Consider the following 20612-nt stretch of genomic DNA (forward strand, 5'->3'; position numbering starts at 1 on the left):
CGATGACCTCCACCGAGATGAGCGTCCCGATGTCCGAGACCACCCCGCCGCAGAAGGCCTCGATCTGGCGCGTCGTCAAGGACCAGCGCAAGGTCTGCTACGTCGCGCTGGCGATGATGGTCGCGAGCTTCTGGGTGATCGGACAGCTCGACCGCTGGCAGCTCGCCGGCTGCATCGCGGGCGGCGTCCTCCTCGGCCTGGTCAACCACCTGGCCACCGAGTTCTGGCTGCTCAAGCTCATCGCCAACGGTGAGCAGCCCACCCGCAACCAGATGATCGTCTCGACGGTCGTCCGCCTGACCTTCCTCACGATCGTCGCCGTCGGCGTCGCCGTGATCTTCTGGCCCGACGGCATCGGGCTGCTGCTCGGTCTGGCCGTCTTCCGGCTCATCGCCCTGGTGATGACCACGATCCCGCTGCTCAAGGAGTTGAAGAACCAGTGATGGCTCTGATCGGCGTGCTGCCGCTCGAAGGTGGATCCGACATCGAGATCGGCCACCACGTCCAGCGGACGTGGCTCGGGATGACGTTCAACGTCGACACGATCATCTCCACGCTCGTCGCCGGCGTGCTCGTCCTGCTGCTCGGCTTCTGGGCGACCCGCGCGCTGCGCAAGGACACCGAGGACCACGTCCCGACCAAGCCTCAGATCCTCTGGGAGCTCGTCGTCGGCGAGGTCAACAAGCAGGTCGAGGACAACCTCGGCAAGGTGCACCCCTACGTCGCGCCCCTGGCGATCTCGCTGTTCTTCTTCATCCTCTTCTGCAACTGGCTCGAGCTGGTGCCGACCGAGCTGACCATCGCCGGTCACGACGTCCACCTGCTGCCGGCGCCCACCGCCGACACCAACCTCACCTACGCGCTGGCGGCGGTGACGATGGTGAGCGTGTGGACCTACGGCATCCGCCAGAAGGGCGTGAAGGGCTACTTCCGGCACTTCATCGAGCCCTTCCCGGTGCTCGCCCCGCTGAACGTCCTCGAGGAGCTGATCAAGCCGATCACGCTCGCGCTGCGACTCTTCGGCAACATCTTCGCCGGCGGCATCATGCTGGCGCTGATCGGCCTCATCCCGCTCTACGCGATGTGGGCGCCCAACCTGCTCTGGAAGGCGTTCGACGCGATCATCGGCGTCATCCAGGCCTTCATCTTCGCGCTGCTGACGGTCCTCTACTTCGCGATGGCCGGTGCCGGCCACGAGGAGCACGAGTCCCACGAGGAGTACCTCGACGAGGAGCGCCGCAAGAAGGCGGAGGCCGCGCACGCGGACGACGCCGCCCCCGTTCCCGCGCACTGACCACCCGGTCGGGCGTGACCCGAGTTGTAAGAAACAGGCACCGGACCCCGGTGCGTAACCAAGGAGAGACATGGCAGACGCAACTGCAACTTCCGACGCCGTCAAGCTGGCCGGCGCCTTCGTCGGCGGTGGCATCGCCCTTGCTGGTGGCGCCATCGGTGCCGGTATCGGTGACGGCCTCGCGGGCTCGTCCTACATCGAGGGTGTGGCTCGCCAGCCCGAGGCCCAGGGTCGCCTCCAGACCATCTTCTTCCTGACGGTCGGCCTGGTCGAGGCGATGTTCTTCATCAACCTCGCCTTCATGGCGCTGTTCGTCTTCGTCCTCGGCGCGTGACGGAGGGCGCTTCGCCCCACCTCACCTGTCAGAAGCAAAGGAACTAATCGATGGCAAGCCTTGCGGTCACCCCCATGGCGGACAACTTCCTCGTGCCCAACGGCACGTTCTTCGTCGAGCTCCTCGCTTTCGCGCTCCTGCTGTTCCTGCTGGGCAAGTACGTCATCCCGCCGATCAACCGCGCGATGACCGCCCGTCAGGACGCGATCCGTGAGCAGTTCGCCGAGCTGGACGAGGCGAAGGCCGAGGCCCATGCGGCCGAGGACGAGTTCAAGTCGCAGATCGCGGACGCGCGCCACGAGGCGGCGCGGATCCGTGAGGAGGCCCGTGAGCAGGGCGCCGCGATCATCGCGGAGATGCGGGAGCAGGCCCAGGCCGAGGCGACCCGCATCGTCGAGCACGCGCACGCGCAGATCGAGGCCGACCGCAAGGCGGCCGCGGCCTCCCTGCGTTCCGAGGTCGGCACGCTCGCCACGACGCTCGCGGGCCGGATCGTCGGGGAGTCCCTCGACGACGAGGCGCGCCAGAGCCGGGTCGTCGACCGGTTCCTCGCGGACCTGGAAGGCGCCAGCTGATGGATCTGCGTGGAGCATCGGCGGACTCCCTCCGGGAGCTCACCACCGAGGCCGAGCAGGCGCTGCGCGCCGGCCAGCACGCCGAGCGCGTGGCCGGCGAGCTGTACGACGTCGCGGAGCTGCTGCGGGCCGAGCCGGCCCTGCGCCGGTTCGCGACCGACGCCTCGCTCCCGGCCGAGGCCAAGCAGGGCCTCGCCCAGCAGGTCCTCGACGGCAAGGTCGACGGCGTGACGCTCGCGCTGGTCACCAGCGCGGTGGCGCGCCGGTGGACCATCAGCCGCGACCTCGCCGACGCACTCGAGCGGCTCAGCGAGCTCACCTGGGTCCGGTCCTCCGACGCCAATGTCGTGGCCGACGAGCTCTTCTCGTTCGGCCAGACCGTCACGGCCCACCCCGACCTGCGCGACGCGCTGGCCAACCCGGCCCGCTCCCGTGCGGACAAGAGTGCGCTCCTCGACGGGCTGCTCGACGGCAAGGCCAGCACCGCGACGGTGGCGCTCGCCAAGCAGGCGCTCGGCGGCACCTACCGCACGCTCACCGCGGCCCTGGCGACGTACCGCCAGGTCGCGGCGCAGGCCAGCGGTCAGGCGGTCGCCACGGTCCGGGTCGTCACGCCGCTCAGCGACGCCGACCGGGCCCGCCTCGGCGAGGCGCTCTCGAAGCAGTACGGCAAGAACGTGCACCTCAACGAGGTCGTCGACCCCGGCGTCCTCGGTGGCATGCGGGTCGAGATCGGTGACGACGTCATCGACGGCACGGTCTCGAGCCGCCTCGACGACGCCCGTCGCAAGCTGGTCGGCTGACAGCGTCAGCACCGGCCGTCCATCCAGCACCCACGAAGACTTCAGAAGAGAACCAAGAGAGTAGGGACGCAATGACGGAGCTTTCGATCCGTCCGGAGGAGATCCGCGACGCGCTGCAGAAGTACGTCGCCGACTACCAGCCCGAGGCGGCGAGCAAGGAAGAGGTCGGCACGGTCGCGACCGCCGGCGACGGCATCGCCCGCGTCACCGGTCTGCCCTCGGCGATGGCCAACGAGCTGCTCGAGTTCGAGGACGGCACGCTCGGCCTCGCCCTCAACCTCGACACCCGCGAGATCGGTGTCGTCATCCTGGGTGACTTCGACAAGATCGAGGAGGGCCAGACGGTCCGCCGGACCGGCGAGATCCTCTCGGTCCCCGTCGGCGACGCCTTCATGGGCCGCGTCATCGACCCGCTCGGCACCCCGATCGACGGCCTCGGCGAGATCGCGTCCGACAGCCGCCGCGCGCTGGAGCTCCAGGCTCCGGGCGTGATGCAGCGCAAGTCGGTGCACGAGCCGCTCGCCACCGGCATCAAGGCGATCGACGCGATGACCCCGGTCGGCCGCGGTCAGCGCCAGCTGATCATCGGCGACCGCTCGACCGGCAAGACCACGATCGCGATCGACACGATCATCAACCAGAAGGCCAACTGGGAGTCGGGCGACCCGACCAAGCAGGTGCGGTGCATCTACGTCGCCGTCGGCCAGAAGGGCTCGACCATCGCCTCCGTGCGTGGCGCCCTCGAGGAGGCCGGTGCGCTGGAGTACACCACGATCGTGGCCTCGCCGGCCTCGGACAGCGCGGGCTTCAAGTACCTCGCCCCCTACACCGGCTCGGCTATCGGTCAGCACTGGATGTACGACGGCAAGCACGTCCTGATCGTCTTCGACGACCTGACCAAGCAGGCCGAGGCCTACCGCGCGGTGTCGCTGCTGCTGCGCCGCCCGCCGGGCCGCGAGGCCTACCCGGGTGACGTCTTCTACCTGCACTCCCGCCTCCTGGAGCGCTGCGCGAAGCTGTCCGACGAGATGGGCGCGGGCTCGATGACGGGTCTGCCGATCATCGAGACCAAGGCCAATGACGTGTCGGCCTACATCCCGACCAACGTCATCTCGATCACCGACGGCCAGATCTTCCTGCAGTCGGACCTGTTCGCGGCCAACCAGCGCCCGGCGATCGACGTCGGCGTGTCGGTGTCCCGCGTGGGTGGCTCGGCGATGACGAAGGCGATGAAGGCCGTCACCGGCTCGCTCAAGGTCGACCTCGCGCAGTACCGCGCGATGGAGGCGTTCGCGATGTTCGCCTCCGACCTCGACGCCGCCTCGCGTCAGCAGCTCGACCGCGGTCAGCGGCTCATGGCCCTGCTCAAGCAGCCGGCCTACTCGCCGTACCCGATCGAGGAGATGACCGTGTCGCTGTGGCTGGGCACCTCCGGCCGTCTCGACCGCGTCCCGACCGACGACGTGCTCCGCTTCGAGCGCGAGTTCCTCGACTACCTGCGCCGCTCGCACGACGGCATCCTCGCGGCCATCCGCGAGTCGCTGAAGTTCGAGGACGACACCGAGTCCTCGCTGTCCGACGCCTACGACTCCTTCCTGGACCAGTTCGAGACCTCCGACGGTGGCTCGATCAAGGTCGGCAACGAGCCGAAGGCCGAGGCGCTCGAGGACGACGAGGTCGAGCAGGAGCAGATCGTCAAGCAGAAGCGGGGCTGACGCATGGCCGTATCGCTGCGTGAGTACCGCGCGCGGATCAAGTCGACGGAGTCGATGAAGAAGATCACGCGCGCCATGGAGCTCATCGCTGCGTCCCGCATCATCAAGGCGCAGCAGCGGGCCCAGTCGGCCGCGCCGTACGCGCGTGAGCTGACCCGCGCCGTGTCCGCGGTGGCGACGTACTCCAACGTCGACCACCCGCTGACCCGGGAGCCGGAGGACCCCAAGCGGGCCGCCGTGCTCATCGTGACCAGCGACCGCGGTCTGGCCGGCGCCTACTCCTCCAGCGTGCTCAAGGAGGCCGAGCGCCTCGCCGAGCGCCTGCGGGGCGAGGGCAAGGACGTGGTCACCTACATCGCCGGACGCAAGGGCGAGGCGTACTACAAGTTCCGCAACCGCCCGATCGCCCAGTCGTGGACCGGGTTCTCCGACCAGCCGTCGTACGACGTGGCGCACGAGATCGGCCGCACGCTGATCGACGCGTTCCTCGCCGACGAGGGGGAGGAGAACGCCGTCGACGAGGTGCACGTGGTCTTCACGCGCTTCCGCTCGATGCTGGTCCAGGAGCCGACGGACGTCCGCCTGCTGCCGCTCGAGGTCGTCGAGGGCGAGGAGAAGCCGTCCAACGGTGACGTGCTCCCGCTCTACGAGTTCGAGCCGTCGCCGGAGGAGGTGCTCGACGGGCTGCTCCCGCAGTACGTCCAGAGCCGCATCTTCTTCGCGCTGCTCCAGGCCGCGGCCTCCGAGCTCGCGGCCCGGCAGAAGGCGATGAAGTCGGCGACCGACAACGCGGACGAGCTGATCAAGAAGTTCACCCGTATCGCCAACCAGGCCCGCCAGGCCGGCATTACCCAGGAAATCAGCGAGATCGTCGGAGGCGTCAACGCGCTCGCCGACGCCCAAGCCGGGAGTGAGTGAAAGACATGACTGCAACGATCGACGAGACGCAGGAGACGGGCACCGCCGGTGTCGGTCGCATCGCCCGGGTGATCGGTCCGGTGGTCGACGTGGAGTTCCCCGTCGACGCCATGCCCGACATCTACAACAAGCTGGAGAGCGAGGTCACCCTCGACGGTGAGACCGTCGTGCTCCCGCTCGAGGTGGCCCAGCACATCGGGGATGGCATGGTCCGCGCCATCTCGCTGAAGCCCACCGATGGCATGGTCCGCGGCGCCCAGGTGACCGACACCGGTGGCCCGATCACCGTCCCGGTCGGCAACGCGACGCTCGGCAAGGTCTTCAACGCCACCGGTGACGTGCTCAACCTGGAGGAGGGCGAGACCCTCGACGTCCAGGAGCGGTGGGGCATCCACCGCAAGGCCCCGGCCTTCGACCAGCTGGAGTCCAAGACCCAGATGTTCGAGACCGGCATCAAGGTCATCGACCTGCTCACGCCGTACGTCCAGGGCGGCAAGATCGGCCTGTTCGGTGGCGCGGGCGTGGGCAAGACCGTGCTCATCCAGGAGATGATCGCGCGCGTCGCGAAGGACCACGGTGGTGTGTCGGTGTTCGCCGGTGTCGGCGAGCGCACCCGTGAGGGCAATGACCTCATCGTCGAGATGGAGGAGGCCGGCGTCATCGGCCAGACCGCCCTCGTCTTCGGCCAGATGGACGAGCCGCCGGGCACCCGCCTGCGCGTCGCCCTCTCGGCCCTGACGATGGCGGAGTACTTCCGCGACGTGCAGAACCAGGACGTGCTGCTCTTCATCGACAACATCTTCCGGTTCACCCAGGCCGGTTCCGAGGTGTCGACGCTGCTCGGCCGGATGCCGTCCGCCGTGGGCTACCAGCCGAACCTCGCCGACGAGATGGGCACGCTCCAGGAGCGGATCACCTCGACCCGTGGTCACTCGATCACCTCGATGCAGGCGATCTACGTCCCCGCGGACGACTACACCGACCCGGCGCCGGCGACCACCTTCGCCCACCTGGACGCGACCACCGAGCTCTCGCGCGAGATCGCGTCGCTCGGTATCTACCCCGCGGTGGACCCGCTGACCTCGACCTCGCGGATCCTCGACCCGCAGTACATCGGTCAGGCCCACTACGACTGCGCGATCCGCATCAAGCAGATCCTGCAGCGCAACAAGGAGCTCCAGGACATCATCGCGATCCTCGGTGTCGACGAGCTCTCCGAAGAGGACAAGATCATCGTGTCCCGCGCGCGTCGTATCCAGCGGTTCCTCTCGCAGAACACCTACGTGGCCAAGCAGTTCACCGGCATCGAGGGCTCGACCGTCCCGGTGTCGGAGACCATCGAGGCGTTCAACAAGATCGCGGACGGCGAGTACGACCACGTGGCCGAGCAGGCGTTCTTCATGTGCGGCGGTCTGGACGACGTCGAGCAGAAGTGGGCCGACATCCAGAAGAACCTCTGAGGCACCTGATGGCAGACAACGACCAGCTCCAGGTGGAGCTCGTGGCGGCCGACCGGACCGTGTGGTCCGGCCAGGCCACCATGGTCATCGCCAAGACGGCCGAGGGCGACATCGGCGTGCTGCGCAACCACATGCCGGTGCTCTCGCTCCTCGACGACGGCGTCGTGTCCATCGACCCGGTCGACGGTGAGCGGATGTACGCCGCCGTCGACGGGGGCTTCCTCTCCGTCGCGAACAACCGGGTCTCGATCCTGGCCCAGTTCGCCGCGCTGTCCGACGAGATCGACGTCGAGGCCGCGCGCGCCGAGCTGGAGTCGGCCCAGGCCGCCGGCGACGACGACGAGGACGCCGCCAACCGGGCCCGCCGCGCCGAGGTCCGGATCCGGGCGGCCGAGAAGGCCTCCTGACCGACCGGTCGGATCCACCCCGACATCGCACCCGCAGGGTCGCCCGCTAGGGTGAGCACCCCTGCGGGTGCGAGTCATTTCAGGCTGGATGTGGAGGGCGTGGATGCCGGTGTGGCAGTGGCTGCTCGATGCAGCCGGGGTGCTGCTCGGCTTCGTCCTGCTCTACGGCCTCGGCCTCGTCGTCCGTCGTCGGCTGCTCGCCCGCAACGGCGGCACGTTCGAGCTCAGCTACCGCGTCCGGCCCGGAAGGGCCGGGCGCGGTTGGCTTCTCGGGCTCGGTCGCTACTCGGGCGAGGGCCTCGAATGGTTCCGCTACTTCTCGCTGTGGCCGCGCCCGAAGCGGGTGCTCGAGCGCTCCAGGCTGACCTTCGTCGGTCGTCGTGACCCCGAGGGGGTCGAGCAGATGTCGCTCTACCCCGACCACGTGGTCATCTCCTGCGCCACCCCCGAGGGCGGGGTGGTCGAGCTGGCCATGTCCCCGGCCTCGCTCATGGGCTTCCAGTCGTGGCTCGAGGCCGGGCCGCCCGGGACCGACTGGACCCGGACGACCCGACCTCGCACGACCTGACGAGAGACGGGGGTTCTCCGTCAGGCGGTCGTGGGACGGCCCTCCTCGAAGAGCCGCGGCACCCGGTGGTTGGCCACGAAGACGCCGTGCGGGTCGACGGCGCTGCGGATGCCGGCGAGCTGGGTCCACACGTTCTCGGCGTACGCCGAGCGGGTGTCGACCGGGTTCTCGGCGAAGTTGAGGTACTGGCGGCCGTTGGCGAACGGCTCCAGGGCCTCCATGAGGCGGACGGCGTCGGCGTGCGCCGCCGCGCCCATCTCGGGGGTGATCGCCATGCCGCCGGCGAACGCCACGAACTGCGCGTCCAGGCGGTCGAGCACGCCGCCGCCCGCGTGCGGACGGGCCAGCGCGCCGCCGAGCTGGCGCAGCTCGGCGAGCAGCAGGCTGCTGGACGCGTCCGGGCCGGCCTCGGCGATGAAGGCGTCGATCGCGGCCTCGGGGAAGGAGCCCAGCATCGCGGTGTCGGAGGCGAACGGCGCGCCGCCCTCGGGGTCCATGTGGATCCTGGTCAGCGCGGGTGCCGGCATGCGGCCGAAGGTGTCGATCTCGGGGCGGAGCGCCCGCAGGCCGGCGAGCAGCTCGGCGCCGCGCTCGTCGGAGCCGATGACGGCACCGTCGATGACGACCAGGTTGCGGCCGCGCAGGCCCTCGGGGAGCTCGGGCAGCGGCGGGATCCGCATCGCGCGGAACGCCGTGGTGATCTCGTCGGGCGCCTCGTAGGCCCAGGACGACCACTCGCGCAGCACCGGCTCGATCTGCCGGAGATCCCAGACGAGCATGCCGGCGTACGCGGTGGGGAGGTCGTACATGCGGAACTCGAGGGCGGTGACGACGCCGAAGTTGCCGCTGCCGCCGCGCAGCGCCCAGAAGAGCTCGGCGTTGGTCGTGGCGTCGCAGCGGACGAGGGTGCCGTCGGCCGTGACCAGCTCGACCGCGGTGAGGCTGTTGGTGGCCAGGCCGAGCTTGCGGGCGTACCAGCCGATGCCGCCGCCGAGGGAGTAGCCGGCGATGCCGACGTCGGGGGAGGAGCCGTGCAGGACGGCCCGGCCGTGGGCGGCGGCCGCCTCGACGGCGGGCTCCCAGATCGCGCCGCCCTCGACCCGGACGATGCCGCGGGTCGGGTCGGCGATCGCGGCGCCCATCTCGGAGGTGCGGACGACGACGACGTCGTCGAGGCCCTGGGCGGCCAGCGGGCCGGCGTTGTGGCCGGTGCTCTGTGGGGCGACCCGGAGGCCGGCCTCGGCCGCGAGCCGGACGACGGTGGCGACCTCGGCGGCGGTGCGGGGGAGCGCGACAGCGGCGGGGCGCTGGTCGACGGCGACGTTCCAGGGGAGGCGGGCGGCGTCGTACCCGGGGTCGCCGGGCAGGTGCAGACGGCCGTCGAGCAGGCCACGCAGCGCGTGGGCGACGGGCTGAGCAGCCGGGTGGGTGGCGGCCGGGCTCTGGGTCGAGAGCTCGATGGTCATGGTGGTGACTCCTTTGTCGGTGATCGGTGGGAGGACCATGACCGGACCCACTTGGAGGCGACTTTGAGCCGACTGGGAGCGCCGTGGCTGTGCTCTCCCTACGCTCTCCCTGTGGAGGTCTCCGTCCTCGGCCCGGTCGAGGTGACGCGGTCCGGTGAGCCGGTCGATCTCGGCACCCCGAAGCAGCGCGCGCTCATCTCCGCGCTCGCGCTTTCCCGCGGCTGGCCGGTGTCCGTCGACGGGATCGTCGACCTGCTCTGGGAGGACGCCGCGCCCCCGGGCGTCACGGCGACGCTCCAGGCCTACGTCTCCCAGCTGCGCCGCGCGCTCGAGCCCGACCGCGAGCGCCGGGCCCCGGCGACCGTGCTGGTCACCGTGGCCCCGGGCTACGCGCTGCGGGTGCCCGACGACAGCATCGACGCGAGCCGCTTCGAGCAGGCCGTGGTCGGTGCCCACCGGACGCTCCAGCCGCTCGGCGAGGGCTGGGGTGGCGGCGCCGTGCCCGCCGCCGACCTGAGCGCCGCCGCGGACGCCCTGGACGCCGGGCTCGCGCTCTGGCGCGGGGTCCCGTACGTCGAGCTCGGGGACGCGGACGCCGCGGTGGCCGAGCGGGCGCGGCTCGACGACCTCCGCCTCGTGGCGCTCGAGGACCGGGCCGTGGCCGCCCTGGCGCTCGGCCGGCACGCCACCGTCGCCGCCGAGCTGGAGTCCCTGACCGCGGCCCATCCCCTGCGCGAGCGGCTCTGGGGACTGCGGGCGCTCGCGCTGACCCGGTCGGGCCGGCAGGCGGACGCCCTGGAGGTGCTGCGCGAGGTGCGCGAGGTCCTCGACGCGGAGCTCGGGATCGAGCCGTCCGCGGCGCTGCGCGAGCTGCAGACCGCGGTGCTCCGCCAGGACCCTGCCCTCGACTGGGCGGCGCCCGAGGGTGGGCTGCCCGCGCCCGCCCCGGTGTCCGCTGCGCCGCCGGCACCCCCTCCGGTCGCGCACCCGGTCGCGCACCCGGCGGTCGACCAGGTCGCGCCCTGGCCGATGGTCGGCCGCGACCCCGACCTCGAGCTGCTGCTCGGCGCGCTCGCCCGGGCCGAGACGGGCGTGCCGACGTACGCCGCGGTGACCGGCGAACCGGGCATCGGCAAGTCCCGGCTGTCCGCCGAGCTGGTGCGCGAGGCGCGGCTGCGCGGGGCGACCGTGCTCGTCGGACGTTGCTCCCAGGACGACGGTGCCCCGCCGCTGTGGCCGTGGAAGGCGGTGCTCGACGGGCTCGGCCAGGAGCTGCTGCCCGACGCGGCCGCGGGTGCGGCGGAGGACGAGGGCAGCCGCTTCCGCACCTGGGAACGGATCGCCGGGCTGGTCCGTGACGCGGCGGCCGGCGACACCGTCGTCGTGGTGCTCGACGACCTGCACTGGGCCGACACCCCGACGCTGCGGGTGCTGCGCCTGCTGGTCGAGACCGTCGACCAGGCGCGGCTGCTGGTCGTCGGGACCTGGCGGCTGCACCCCGAGCCCACCGGCGCTCTCGCCGACGTCGCGGAGTCGCTGGCTCGGATGCACGCGCTGCGCCTCCAGCTCGGCGGGCTGCCCAGCGCCGCCGTCGCTCGCGTCTTCGAGGCCGTCTCGCAGCGCGAGCTGACCCGGGAGCAGGCCGCGGCGCTCCAGGAGCGGACCGACGGCAACCCCTTCTACCTCGTCGAGTTCGCCCGTCTGGCGGCCGAGCGCCGCGAGGGCACGGTGGCTGCCGAGGAGGAGCTGCCGACCGCGGTCACCGACGTGCTGCACCGCCGCCTGCTCCGGCTACCCGAGCAGACGGTGACCACGCTGCGGGCCGCGGCGGTCCTCGGCCGCAGCTTCGACGCGCCCACGCTGGCGACGGTCACCGGCATCGACGAGGACGACCTTCTCGACATCGTCGACCCCGCGCAGGCGGCCGGCCTGGTGCGCGAGGACGGCATCGACCAGTACCTCTTCGCCCACGCCCTCGTCCGCGACACCCTCCGCGGGTCGCTCAGCGTCAGCCGCCGGGCCCGGGTGCACGCGCGCGCCGCCGAGGCGCTCGAGGGCGTCCCGGGTCGCGAGACCGAGGTGGCCCGGCACTGGCGCGAGGCGGGTCCGTCGTACGCCGACCGCGCCTGGCGTTCCGGCGTCGACGCCGCGGGCCTCGCCCGCCGCTTCTACGCGTACGACGAGGCCGCGGAGCTGCTCCGCGGCGCGCTCGTCTCGATGGAGGGCGACGCCGGGGCGGGCCTGCAGGAGCGCTACGACCTGCTCATGCTGCTCATCGACGACCTGCGCTGGGCGGCTCTGCTGCCGCCGCTGGTCGGTGCCGTCGAGGAGGCGATCGAGGTCGGCAAGCAGCTGCGCGACCCCGAGGCCGTGGCCCGCGCCGCCCTTTCGGCGACCCAGGGCGTGCTGTGGCGCTCGGCGCCTCCCGGGATGGTCAACGAGACCGTGGTCGACGCGCTGCGGGGAAGCCTCGAGCGGCTGCCCGCCGAGGACAGCGACCTCCGTGCCCGCTCGCTGGTCTCGCTCGCCCGCGAGCTCGACAGCGGCACCTGGTCCGAGGAGCGCCGGGCGCTCTCGGACGAGGCGCTGGCCATGGCCCGGCGGGTCGGCGACCCGCGACTCGTCATGGACGTCGCCATGGTCGCCTTCGTGGCGCTCTGGGTGCCCCCGACCGCCGAGGAGCGGCTGGCGCTGATCACCGAGTCGGTCGAGCTCGCGCGGCAGACCGGCAGCGAGCGCGCCCATCTCGTCGCGACCTGCCTGCGCGCCGCCGTCCTCAACGAGCTCGGGCGGCCCGAGGAGATGTACGCGACCGCCCGGGCGGCGATGGCCGAGGCCGAGCGGCTCCGGATCCTCTACGGGCAGATCGTGATCTGCGGGATCCTCGCGCCCTGGCACGCGATGTCGGGGCGCCAGGACGAGGCCGAGGACCTCGTGGAGCGCTGCCGTGCCCTGGCGAGCAGCATCTCCCATGCCAACGCCGACGAGTCCGTGCTCAGCTGCCTGCTCGCGCTCCGGCTCTGGCAGGGGCGGTCGATCGAGATGGTGCCCGCGCTGCTGGCCTTCGACGAGTCGCCCTACCCCTTCCACGCCAGCGTGGCGGTGTACCTGTGGCGGGCGGGAGAGGAGCAGCGGGCCCGCGACTACCTCGCGGAGCACGACCCTCGGCTGCAGCACATGATCGACACCTCGCTGCTGTCCTGGTGCCACAGCGCGGAGATCGCCTTCTACCTCGGCGACCCGGGGCTCGCGGCCGACGTCTACGCGATGATCGCGCCGTACGCCGGCCACAACTGCAGCGCCGGGTCCTACCTCGGCCTCGGCCCGGTCGACAGCTACCTCGCGCTCGCGGCCGCCGCGACGGGGGAGTCCGCGGTCGCCGCCCGGCACGCCGACGACGCCCTCCGGCTCGCCGAGGAGTGGGGCGTCACCCTGGTGGCGGAGTGGCTCACCGGGCTGCGCCGCACCCACGGGTTCTGAGCCGATTCTGGACCGGTCAAGAAACTCTGGAAGACTGTCCCGGTGACGTCCCTCCTCCGCACCCGCAACGCCGTCGCCCTGAGCTTCGCGCTGAACGGGTTCTGCTTCGCCACGATGGCGTGCCGTCTCCCCGACATCCGCAGCGGCCTGGGGCTCGACAACGCCTCGATCGGCCTGCTGCTGCTCGCGATCTCGATCGGGTCCGTGATCGCGCTGCCGCTGAGCGGACGCCTCATCGATCGGTTCGGTGCGGCCACGGTCACCCGCTTCGGCGCGGTCCTGGTCGCGGCCGGGCTGACCGTCGCGATGACGGGCGTGGTGACCGACCTGATCGTCCTGACCGCGATCGGCTTCCTGGTCGACGGGGTGGGCATCGCGACCTGGGACGTCTCGATGAACGTCGAGGCCGCCGAGGTCGAGCGTCGCCTCGGGCGCACGATCATGCCCCGCTTCCACGCCGGCTGGAGCCTCGGATCGTTCGCCGGCGCCGGCATCGGCATCCCGATGGCGGCCGTGCACGCACCGCTCCTGCTGCACGTGCCGGTCTTCGCCGTCGCGGCGGCCGTCGCGACCTGGTGGGCGGCCGCGACGTACCTCCCGGCACAGGAGGACCACGCCGACAAGGCCGCCGCCGCGGGGTCCTGGAGCCCCTGGCGGGAGCCGCGGACCTTGGCGATCGGCGTGATGGTGATGGCGTTCGCGCTCTCCGAGGGGGCCGCCAACGACTGGCTCTCCCTCGCCCTCATCGACGGGTACGACGTGCGCCACTGGGTCGGCGTCGCCGGCTTCACGCTCTTCGTCTGCTCGATGATGGCCGGCCGTCTCTACGGCCCGGTCGTCCTCGACCGGTTCGGCAGGGCGCCGGTGCTGTGGGGGTCGGCCGCGACGGCGTTCGTCGGCATCCTGCTCGTCGTCTTCGGCAACGCGGTCGTGCCCGTGGGCCTCGGCATCGTCGTCTGGGGCCTCGGCGCCTCCCTGGGCTTCCCGGTCGGCATGAGCGCCGCGGCCGACGACCCGTTGCGGGCCGCCCGCCGGGTCAGCACCGTGTCGACGATCGGCTACACGGCCTTCCTTGCCGGCCCGCCGATCCTGGGCTTCCTCGCCGACCACATCGGCACCCTGGAGACCCTGCTGATCATCGCCGCGCTCATGGTCCCGGCCGCCCTCACCGTCTTCGCCGCGCGGCCGGCCAGGCCGGTCGCCGAGGAGGTCTCGGCGTGACCGGACCGCGGGTCACGATCGCCTACTGCACCCGCTGCCGCTGGCTGCTGCGCGCCCAGTGGTACGCCGCCGAGCTGCTGCAGACCTTCGAGGCCGAGCTCGGCGAGGTCGCGCTCGTGCCCGCCTCGGCCGAGGGCGAGGCCGGCGTCTTCCGGATCGAGGTCGACGGCACGTCGGTCTGGAACCGCAAGCGCGACGGCGGCTTCCCGGAGATCACCGAGCTCAAGCGCCGGGTGCGTGACCTCGTCGCCCCCGACAAGCCGCTCGGCCACGCCGACCGCTGACGCGACGTCAGGCCACGAGCGTGATCGGGCAGGTCGCGACGTCAGCAGCCGCCCGGGCGAGCCGTCGGTCAGCGGTCACCAGCTCGGCGTCGAGCGCCTCCGCCAGCGCCACGTAGGTCGCGTCGTACGCCGTCAGGTTGTCGCGCAGCTGCCAGAGCCGGGGGAGCAGGCCCTCGACCGGCCAACGGGTGCAGGGCAGGACTGCGAGATCCGCCAAGGCTCCCTCGGCACGGTCGGTGGCGACCCGGGAGCCGAGGACGAGGCCGCGCAGGACTGAAGCGGTCTCGACGACGGCGAGATGCGGGATGTGCAGGCCGCCAGCCCGCCGCGACGGCAGCTCACCCGCCACTCGGCGTCCGAGCGGGGAGACGATCAGCAGCTCGACGATGACCGACGCATCGAGGACGGTCCCGGTCATCGCCGGCGTTCGGCGGCGATGATGTCCGCTGCGGCGATGCCCGGTGAGGTCGGCCCGCGCGCCTCGATCCGCTCGAGGAACTCGTCCAGTGTCGGCTGCGCGACCAGCTGGGTGAGCTCGCGGAGGACGTACTCCGACAGGCTCATGCCCGCGGCCGCGGCGCGCTGCTTGAGCACGACGCGGACCTCCTCGGGCACCCCCCGGACCTGCAGCGTCGACATGACGACCACGGTACCCGGGGTGCATGCATTCTGCATGTGTCTGCTCCTCACTCGAAGAGCGCTCGGACGTCGGCCGCGGTCAGGCCGGTGGCCGAGGCGCCCTCCCCGTCGACCACCCGGGCGAACAGCTCGGCCTTGCGGTCCTTGAGCGCGACCACCTTCTCCTCGATCGTGTCGGTCGCGATCATCCGGTAGACGTGGACGGGGCGGGTCTGGCCGATGCGGTGCGCCCGGTCGACGGCCTGGGCCTCGACGGCGGGGTTCCACCAGGGATCGAGGACGAAGACGTAGTCGGCCTCGGTGAGGGTGAGGCCGACACCACCGGCCTTGAGGGAGATCAGGAACACCGGTGCGGAGCCGGACCGGAAGCGAGCGATGGCCGCGTCGCGGTCGGTCGTGCTGCCGTCGAGGTAGGTCGTGTCGATCCCGGCCTCTCCGAGTCCGGCCTCGACCCGTGTGAGGTAGGAGGTGAACTGGCTGAACACCAGCGCCTGATGGCCCTCGGCGGTGATCTCGGCGAGGTGGTCGACCAGGACGTCGAGCTTCGCCGACCCGACCCGGTCGTGTGCTGGCTCGAGGAGCGCCGCGTCCAGGGCCGCCCGGCGCAGGGTGGTGAGCGCGCTGAAGATCTCGACGCGGTTCTGCTCGAAGTCCTCCAGGAGGCCGAGGATGCGCTGACGCTCCTTCGCCAGGTGGGCGTCGTAGAGCTTGCGGTGGCGTGGGTTGAGCTCGACCTCGAGGAGCTGCTCCTGCTTGGGCGGCAGGTCCTCGGCGACGAGCTCCTTGGTGCGCCGCAGGAGGAAGGGACGGATCCGTCGGCGGAAGCGGTCGAGTGCGGCCTGGTCGCCGTTCTTCTCCACCGGTGTCACCACCTGGGAGGTGAACGAGCGGGGCCACGGGTAGATGCCGGGCACCGTGATGGACAGCAGCGACCACAGCTCCATCAGCCGGTTCTCGAACGGCGTGCCGGTCACGGCGAGCCGGAAGGGGGCGTCGACCTTGCGCGCCGCGGCGTAGGTCTGGCTCCGGTGGTTCTTGAGCTGCTGAGCCTCGTCGAGCACCAGGCCCGCCCAGCCGACCCCGGCGAAGGCCTCCTGCTCCAGCCTCAGCAGGGCATATGTCGTCACCACGATGTCGGCGTCGTGGGCTGCGGCGGCCACGTCGTCCGCCCGCCGCGTCACCCGGGCGACGCGGAGGCCGGGGGTGTGGCGCGCGGCCTCGCTCGCCCAGGCGGACACCACGCTCGTCGGCGCCACCACCAGGAACGGTCCGGCGTCGTCGGTCGCGACCGCATGCTGGATCAGGGCCAGGACCTGGAGGGTCTTCCCGAGTCCCATGTCGTCGGCGAGGATCCCGCCGAGCCGGTGCTGCCAGAGGAACGCGAGCCAGTGGAAGCCGTCGCGTTGGTAGCTGCGCAGCTCGGTGGCGAGCCCGACCGGCTCGGGCCGGGGGAGCTCGGCGAGGTCCGCGAGCGCTCGAGCCCGGCTCACCCACTCCGCCGCCTGGGCGTCGACGATGCCCAGGTCCCCGAGCTCGCGCCACACTCCCAGGTCGTGCTTGCCCACGCTCATCCGGTCGCCCTCGGCCTCGCGCAGCTCGGCCGCGGCGGCCACGACCTCGCGGAGCCGCTCGAGCTGCGGGTGGTCCGTGCGGAGGTAGAGCCCGCTCGGCAGCACGAGGTGCTCGTCGCCGCGGGTCAACGTGGCGAGGACGTCGGGCAGCGGGACCTTCTCGCCCTCGACCGTCACGGTGACGGCGAGGTCGAGCCAGTCCGTGGTGTCGGAAGGCTGGTCGTCGGCGACCTCGAGGCTGATCGAGGGGTCCGCCGTCGACTCGCGGAAGACGGGTGCGGCCTCCTCCACCACCTCGACGTCCTCGAGGTCGCGGACGGCCGGCAGGTCGTGGATCGCGAAGGCGAGGGCGTCGCCGTCGCGCACCGAGGCACGCTGGAGGAGGTCGGCCGGCACCCGGCCCCGGATCTCGCGCTCGGCATCGCGGTCGCGCAGTCCGGCGAGGGCGTCCCGCGAGTCGAGCGCGCACTGCTGCTCCGCGTAGTGCCAGGTCCAGGTCAGAGCGGCCTGGGTCGACGACGACCAGCGGACGGTGAGGCGCAAGGTCGGGCGCACCGGCTCCGGCAGCTGCACGCTGCCGTCCGTCGACCGCAGGTCGACCGTGCGCGCCAGCCGTGCGAGGACGTCGTGGGCCTGCTCGTGGTGGGTGAGCGGGACCCGGATGTCGGTGCCGGTGTCGAGGAGGTCGGCGACCGCGGCCGGCACTGGCGCGCTGGTGGGAGCGAGGACGAGGCGGCCCTCCCGCAGCAGGCCGACGGCGTACGCCGTGCCACCGATCGGGAACACTCCAGGCCCGCGCCACCACCGACCGTCGTGGTCCACGCCCACCCCGACGACGGTGGTGCCGGCGTCGTCGCGGGTCACGTCGCAGGCGATCGGCACGGCTGCGTCGAGCAGCTCGACGGACTCCAGCCCGGCGCCTGCGAGCAGGGGCAGGCCGACCTCACGAGCCCGGGCGAGCAACGTCACCAGTCGGCGGCCGAAGGCGTGGAGCTCGACCGGCCCGGTGTGCCGCCACCCCGGGTCGCTGGACATCAGCGCCGAGCGCAGGTCGAGCACGGCGTCGACCTCGGCGGTGCGGAACCCGCGCTGGGCGACCGGTCCGCCGAGGTTGGTCCAGTCGGCACCGGTCTTGACCCAGCGGCCCTTGGCGCCGAGCCGCATCGGCCGGAGCGTCAGGACGGACTCGGCGCCGCGGTAGTAGTGGTGGCGCGCCTCGAGCGCGACCTCCAGGGCGAGGGGGACCGGGTCGCCCTGCCAGGACGCCTGCTGGTCGCGGGACGTCAGCTCGGTCATCAGCTTGCCGACCTGCTGCTCCCACGCGGCCGGGCCGGTCGGCGCGTGCGGCGCCGGGCTGGCGATCGTCCTGGCGAGGGCGACGCCGTGCTTGCAGTCGACCTGGACGGGGCAGCTGCACGTCGACGTCGCCCAGAACGCGTCGCCGACGAGCTCGGCATAGAGATGGACGGAGTAGTGCCGGCCCGAGCTCCCGATCGCGTGACCGGTGGCGATCACGGTGTCGTCGGTGATCTTGGTGAGCTCGGGATCGATGATCCGGCCGTCCCGCGCGTAGTCGCGCCCACGCAGCAGCGCGCCCGGGTCGAAGAAGGGCGCCAGGGCGTCGAGGGTCAGGGCCGCGAGGATGCTCATCGTGCGGACATCGTGGCAAGGAATGCCGACATGCGGCCCGCTTCATCCACAGGGTCTCAGCAGGAGACCTGCTTCTCCGCCTCGCAGGCGTCGCGGCCGGCCCCGCCGTCGGCCCGGTCGTGGCCCCCGCGGCCGACGATCCTGTCGGCCCCGCCACCGCCGGTGAGGACGTTGTCGTAGGAGTCGCCCCTCAGGGTGTCGGCCCGCGAGGTGCCGACGACGTCGTGGACGCCGACCAGCACGTCGGTGCCGTCCGCGGTGCGGGCGGTGCCCGTGGCCAGGTCCACGACGACCGGGCCGACCCCGGCGAAGCGGGCGACCGACCGGGGAGAGCCGGACGCGTCCAGGACGTCGCTGCCGGGACCGCCGTCGAGGACGGTCAGGCTGCTGCGGGTGCCGGGCTCGCCGCCGTAGAGGTAGTCGTCCCCGGGCCCGCCGTACAGGCTCTCACCGACGAAGTCGCCGAAGATCCGGTCGTTTCCCGGGCCGCCGCGGACGGTCGTGGAGGAGTCCGCGAAGAGCCGCGACACCACGCAGATCGTGTCGTCGCCGCCCAGGCCGTCGACCTCGTCGACGTCGGTGCCGGCCTGGACCACGATGACGTCGTCGCCGTCCGTCCCGGTCCAGGTGCGCGTGTCGGCGTCGTAGGTCCAGGTGTCGGTCTGCTCCTGGCCGTCGCAGGGACGGTCGTCGACGGGACCCGCGGCGGCGGGCACGGCGGGGGCGGCGGTGAAGGCGAGACCGAGCACCGCGGTCGCGACCAGGCGGCGCCTCATCGCGCGCTCACCACCTGGTGCACGGTGGTCAGGTTGCTCCGCCAGAGCGTGGCGTGGCGGGCCCCCTTCGCGGCGGCCGCGACGTAGAGCCGGTCGCCGACGGCCGCGAGCTCCCCGTCGCGGCCCACGCCGAGCCAGCCTCGCGACGGCCGGATCTCGTGCGTCCCGGCGGTGGTGCCGTCGGTCGTCCAGAGGCGGCGGTGCGAGGTGCCACCGCCGCCACGGGTCCAGGCCACCGAGTCTCCGACGACGGTCAGCGCGTCGAGGGCGACGTCGCGGTCACCGTGCCCCGGGACGACCTCGGTGACGGAGGCGCCGTCGGTCCGGAAGATCCCGGCGCGCAGTCCGGCGTCCCGGGCGATGACGTAGACCGAGTCGTCGACCACCTGGAAGTCCGTGGGCTGCGGGATGTGGGCGAGGTCGGGGGAGTCCAGTCGGACCGTCCCCTCGGCGGTGCCGTCGCTCGACCAGAGCGCGGGGGCGTTCGGGTGGGCCTCGGAGCCGCGGAAGACGAGGTGTCCTCCGGCCACCGCCGCCTCCGGCCCCCGGGGTGACTCGGTGAAGACGGTGTCGGTGACCCGGTGGGTGCCGGCGAGGGTGCCGTCGCTGGTCCAGAGCTGCGCGGCGTAGTTGGTGGGCGAGACGTAGGTGAAGAAGAGGGCGTGGCCGTCGACCTCGTAGACCGGCGAGGAGATCTCGATCCGGTCCGTCCCCGGGTCGGTGACCTGCGTCGTGCCCGCCGCCGTGCCGTCGGTCGAGAAGAGGGCCCCGCCGCTGACGAGGTAGTAGCGGCCGCCGGCGCTGCCCTCGACGGCGTACGCCGCCCCCGGCAGCTCGGCCAGCTGCGTCACGGTGCCGTCGGCGGCGATGCGATCGAGGACTCCCGGGGCGGCGCCGCCGTCCCAGCCGGCGACGAGCAGGCTGTCGTCGAGCACCCCGACGATGTCGACGTGCCCGGCGAACGACGCGACCGAGGTGGTCCCCTCGGCGGTGCCGTCGGTCTCCCAGACCTGCTGCGGGTCGAAGGCGCCGCCGGTCCAGAAGTAGGCGTGATCACCTGCGGGCGTGACGTCCTCGATCCAGTAGCCGAAGCTCCCGTCCGGGATGTCCAGCAGTGGCTGGGTCCCGGTGCGGGTGCCGTCGCTGACCCAGGCGGTGGTGCCGTCGGTGTCGTTGATCTCGGCCAGCAGCCGGTCGCCCCAGGGCGTGAGGCCGACGCAGCAGAAGCCGTCGTCCTGGTGCACGTCGGTCAGCCGGCGCGTGCCGGCGGACGTGCCGTCGCTGTGCCAGAGCTGCTGGTGGTCACCGCTGCCGGCGACGAAGGAGACGCCGTCGCCGACCGCCGTCAGGTCGAAGGGATCCTTCGGTGCCGAGGCGGCGTGTGCCGGGCCGGCGAGGCCGGTCGCCAGGAAGACCGCGGCGACGACGGCGCAGGCAGAGCGGACGAGCAT

At 72.1% G+C, this 20612-nt stretch carries 19 protein-coding genes; 13 read left to right on the forward strand and 6 right to left on the reverse strand.

All coding sequences use genetic code 11. The features are described from left to right. The first annotated feature begins 2 nt into the window (after window positions 1–2). The 10 genes from K8U61_RS00310 to K8U61_RS00355 all read left to right on the forward strand — a co-directional run bounded on the left by K8U61_RS00310 (window position 3) and on the right by K8U61_RS00355 (window position 8074). Window positions 3–443: a hypothetical protein gene (locus K8U61_RS00310; protein WP_224120959.1), complete on the forward strand. Its 441-nt coding sequence runs from the start codon at window positions 3–5 to the stop codon at window positions 441–443. Next, a complete protein-coding gene (atpB, locus tag K8U61_RS00315) occupies window positions 443–1294 on the forward strand; it encodes a F0F1 ATP synthase subunit A (protein ID WP_224120960.1) in 852 nt (283 codons plus the stop codon). Before K8U61_RS00310 ends, atpB begins: the two co-directional genes overlap by 1 nt. A 70-nt stretch (window positions 1295–1364) precedes the next feature. After that, on the forward strand, window positions 1365–1628 hold the full coding sequence (locus tag K8U61_RS00320) for a F0F1 ATP synthase subunit C (RefSeq protein ID WP_224120961.1): 264 nt from the start codon (window positions 1365–1367) through the stop codon (window positions 1626–1628). A 50-nt stretch (window positions 1629–1678) separates the two neighbouring features. Further along, on the forward strand, window positions 1679–2203 hold the full coding sequence (locus K8U61_RS00325) for a F0F1 ATP synthase subunit B (protein ID WP_308043050.1): 525 nt from the start codon (window positions 1679–1681) through the stop codon (window positions 2201–2203). Continuing rightward, window positions 2203–3006, forward strand: coding sequence for a F0F1 ATP synthase subunit delta (locus tag K8U61_RS00330; RefSeq protein WP_224120962.1), 804 nt, complete (start codon window positions 2203–2205; stop codon window positions 3004–3006). Before K8U61_RS00325 ends, K8U61_RS00330 begins: the two co-directional genes overlap by 1 nt. Before the next feature lie 71 nt (window positions 3007–3077). Then, window positions 3078–4721, forward strand: a complete 1644-nt coding sequence (gene atpA / locus K8U61_RS00335; protein ID WP_224120963.1) for a F0F1 ATP synthase subunit alpha — start codon at window positions 3078–3080, stop codon at window positions 4719–4721. Window positions 4722–4724: 3 nt separating this feature from the next. Beyond that, entirely contained in the window at window positions 4725–5639 is a 915-nt protein-coding gene (locus K8U61_RS00340) for a F0F1 ATP synthase subunit gamma (RefSeq protein WP_224120964.1), read from the forward strand. Between the two features lie 5 nt (window positions 5640–5644). Then, window positions 5645–7099: a F0F1 ATP synthase subunit beta gene (atpD, locus tag K8U61_RS00345; protein ID WP_224120965.1), complete on the forward strand. Its 1455-nt coding sequence runs from the start codon at window positions 5645–5647 to the stop codon at window positions 7097–7099. Window positions 7100–7107: 8 nt separating this feature from the next. Beyond that, window positions 7108–7506 (forward strand): F0F1 ATP synthase subunit epsilon, encoded by a 399-nt coding sequence (locus K8U61_RS00350; RefSeq protein WP_224120966.1) that lies wholly within the window; start codon window positions 7108–7110, stop codon window positions 7504–7506. A 103-nt stretch (window positions 7507–7609) separates the two neighbouring features. After that, window positions 7610–8074, forward strand: a complete 465-nt coding sequence (locus tag K8U61_RS00355; RefSeq protein ID WP_224120967.1) for a DUF2550 domain-containing protein — start codon at window positions 7610–7612, stop codon at window positions 8072–8074. 20 nt (window positions 8075–8094) lie between these two features. Here K8U61_RS00355 and K8U61_RS00360 read toward each other — a convergent pair whose 3' ends face one another. Then, entirely contained in the window at window positions 8095–9540 is a 1446-nt protein-coding gene (locus K8U61_RS00360) for an FAD-binding oxidoreductase (protein WP_224120968.1), read from the reverse strand. A gap of 111 nt (window positions 9541–9651) precedes the next feature. Between K8U61_RS00360 and K8U61_RS00365 the strand changes: the two genes are divergently transcribed. From K8U61_RS00365 to K8U61_RS00375, 3 genes are read left to right on the forward strand one after another with little or no spacing between them, the layout of a single operon-like run. Beyond that, window positions 9652–13020, forward strand: coding sequence for an ATP-binding protein (locus tag K8U61_RS00365; protein ID WP_224120969.1), 3369 nt, complete (start codon window positions 9652–9654; stop codon window positions 13018–13020). A gap of 42 nt (window positions 13021–13062) precedes the next feature. Beyond that, entirely contained in the window at window positions 13063–14241 is a 1179-nt protein-coding gene (locus K8U61_RS00370; protein WP_224120970.1) for an MFS transporter, read from the forward strand. Further along, window positions 14238–14525 (forward strand): Rdx family protein, encoded by a 288-nt coding sequence (locus tag K8U61_RS00375; RefSeq protein WP_224120971.1) that lies wholly within the window; start codon window positions 14238–14240, stop codon window positions 14523–14525. The genes K8U61_RS00370 and K8U61_RS00375 overlap by 4 nt, the downstream gene beginning before the upstream one ends. 7 nt (window positions 14526–14532) lie before the next feature. Here K8U61_RS00375 and K8U61_RS00380 read toward each other — a convergent pair whose 3' ends face one another. The 5 genes from K8U61_RS00380 to K8U61_RS00400 are packed head-to-tail and all read right to left on the reverse strand — an operon-like array spanning window position 14533 to window position 20612. Continuing rightward, on the reverse strand, window positions 14533–14943 hold the full coding sequence (locus tag K8U61_RS00380; protein ID WP_224120972.1) for a type II toxin-antitoxin system VapC family toxin: 411 nt from the start codon (window positions 14941–14943) through the stop codon (window positions 14533–14535). Beyond that, window positions 14940–15164, reverse strand: coding sequence for a FitA-like ribbon-helix-helix domain-containing protein (locus K8U61_RS00385; protein ID WP_224120973.1), 225 nt, complete (start codon window positions 15162–15164; stop codon window positions 14940–14942). Before K8U61_RS00385 ends, K8U61_RS00380 begins: the two co-directional genes overlap by 4 nt. A gap of 47 nt (window positions 15165–15211) precedes the next feature. Next, a complete protein-coding gene (locus tag K8U61_RS00390) occupies window positions 15212–18385 on the reverse strand; it encodes a DEAD/DEAH box helicase (RefSeq protein ID WP_224120974.1) in 3174 nt (1057 codons plus the stop codon). A gap of 56 nt (window positions 18386–18441) precedes the next feature. Next, window positions 18442–19161 carry a calcium-binding protein gene (locus K8U61_RS00395; protein WP_224120975.1) on the reverse strand — a complete coding sequence of 240 codons (720 nt, stop codon included), beginning with the start codon at window positions 19159–19161 and terminating at the stop codon, window positions 18442–18444. Further along, window positions 19158–20612, reverse strand: coding sequence for a hypothetical protein (locus tag K8U61_RS00400; protein ID WP_224120976.1), 1455 nt, complete (start codon window positions 20610–20612; stop codon window positions 19158–19160). Before K8U61_RS00400 ends, K8U61_RS00395 begins: the two co-directional genes overlap by 4 nt.

The sequence above is a fragment of the Nocardioides mangrovi genome (genome assembly GCF_020073815.1).
In the GTDB taxonomy this organism is placed as follows: domain Bacteria; phylum Actinomycetota; class Actinomycetes; order Propionibacteriales; family Nocardioidaceae; genus Nocardioides; species Nocardioides mangrovi.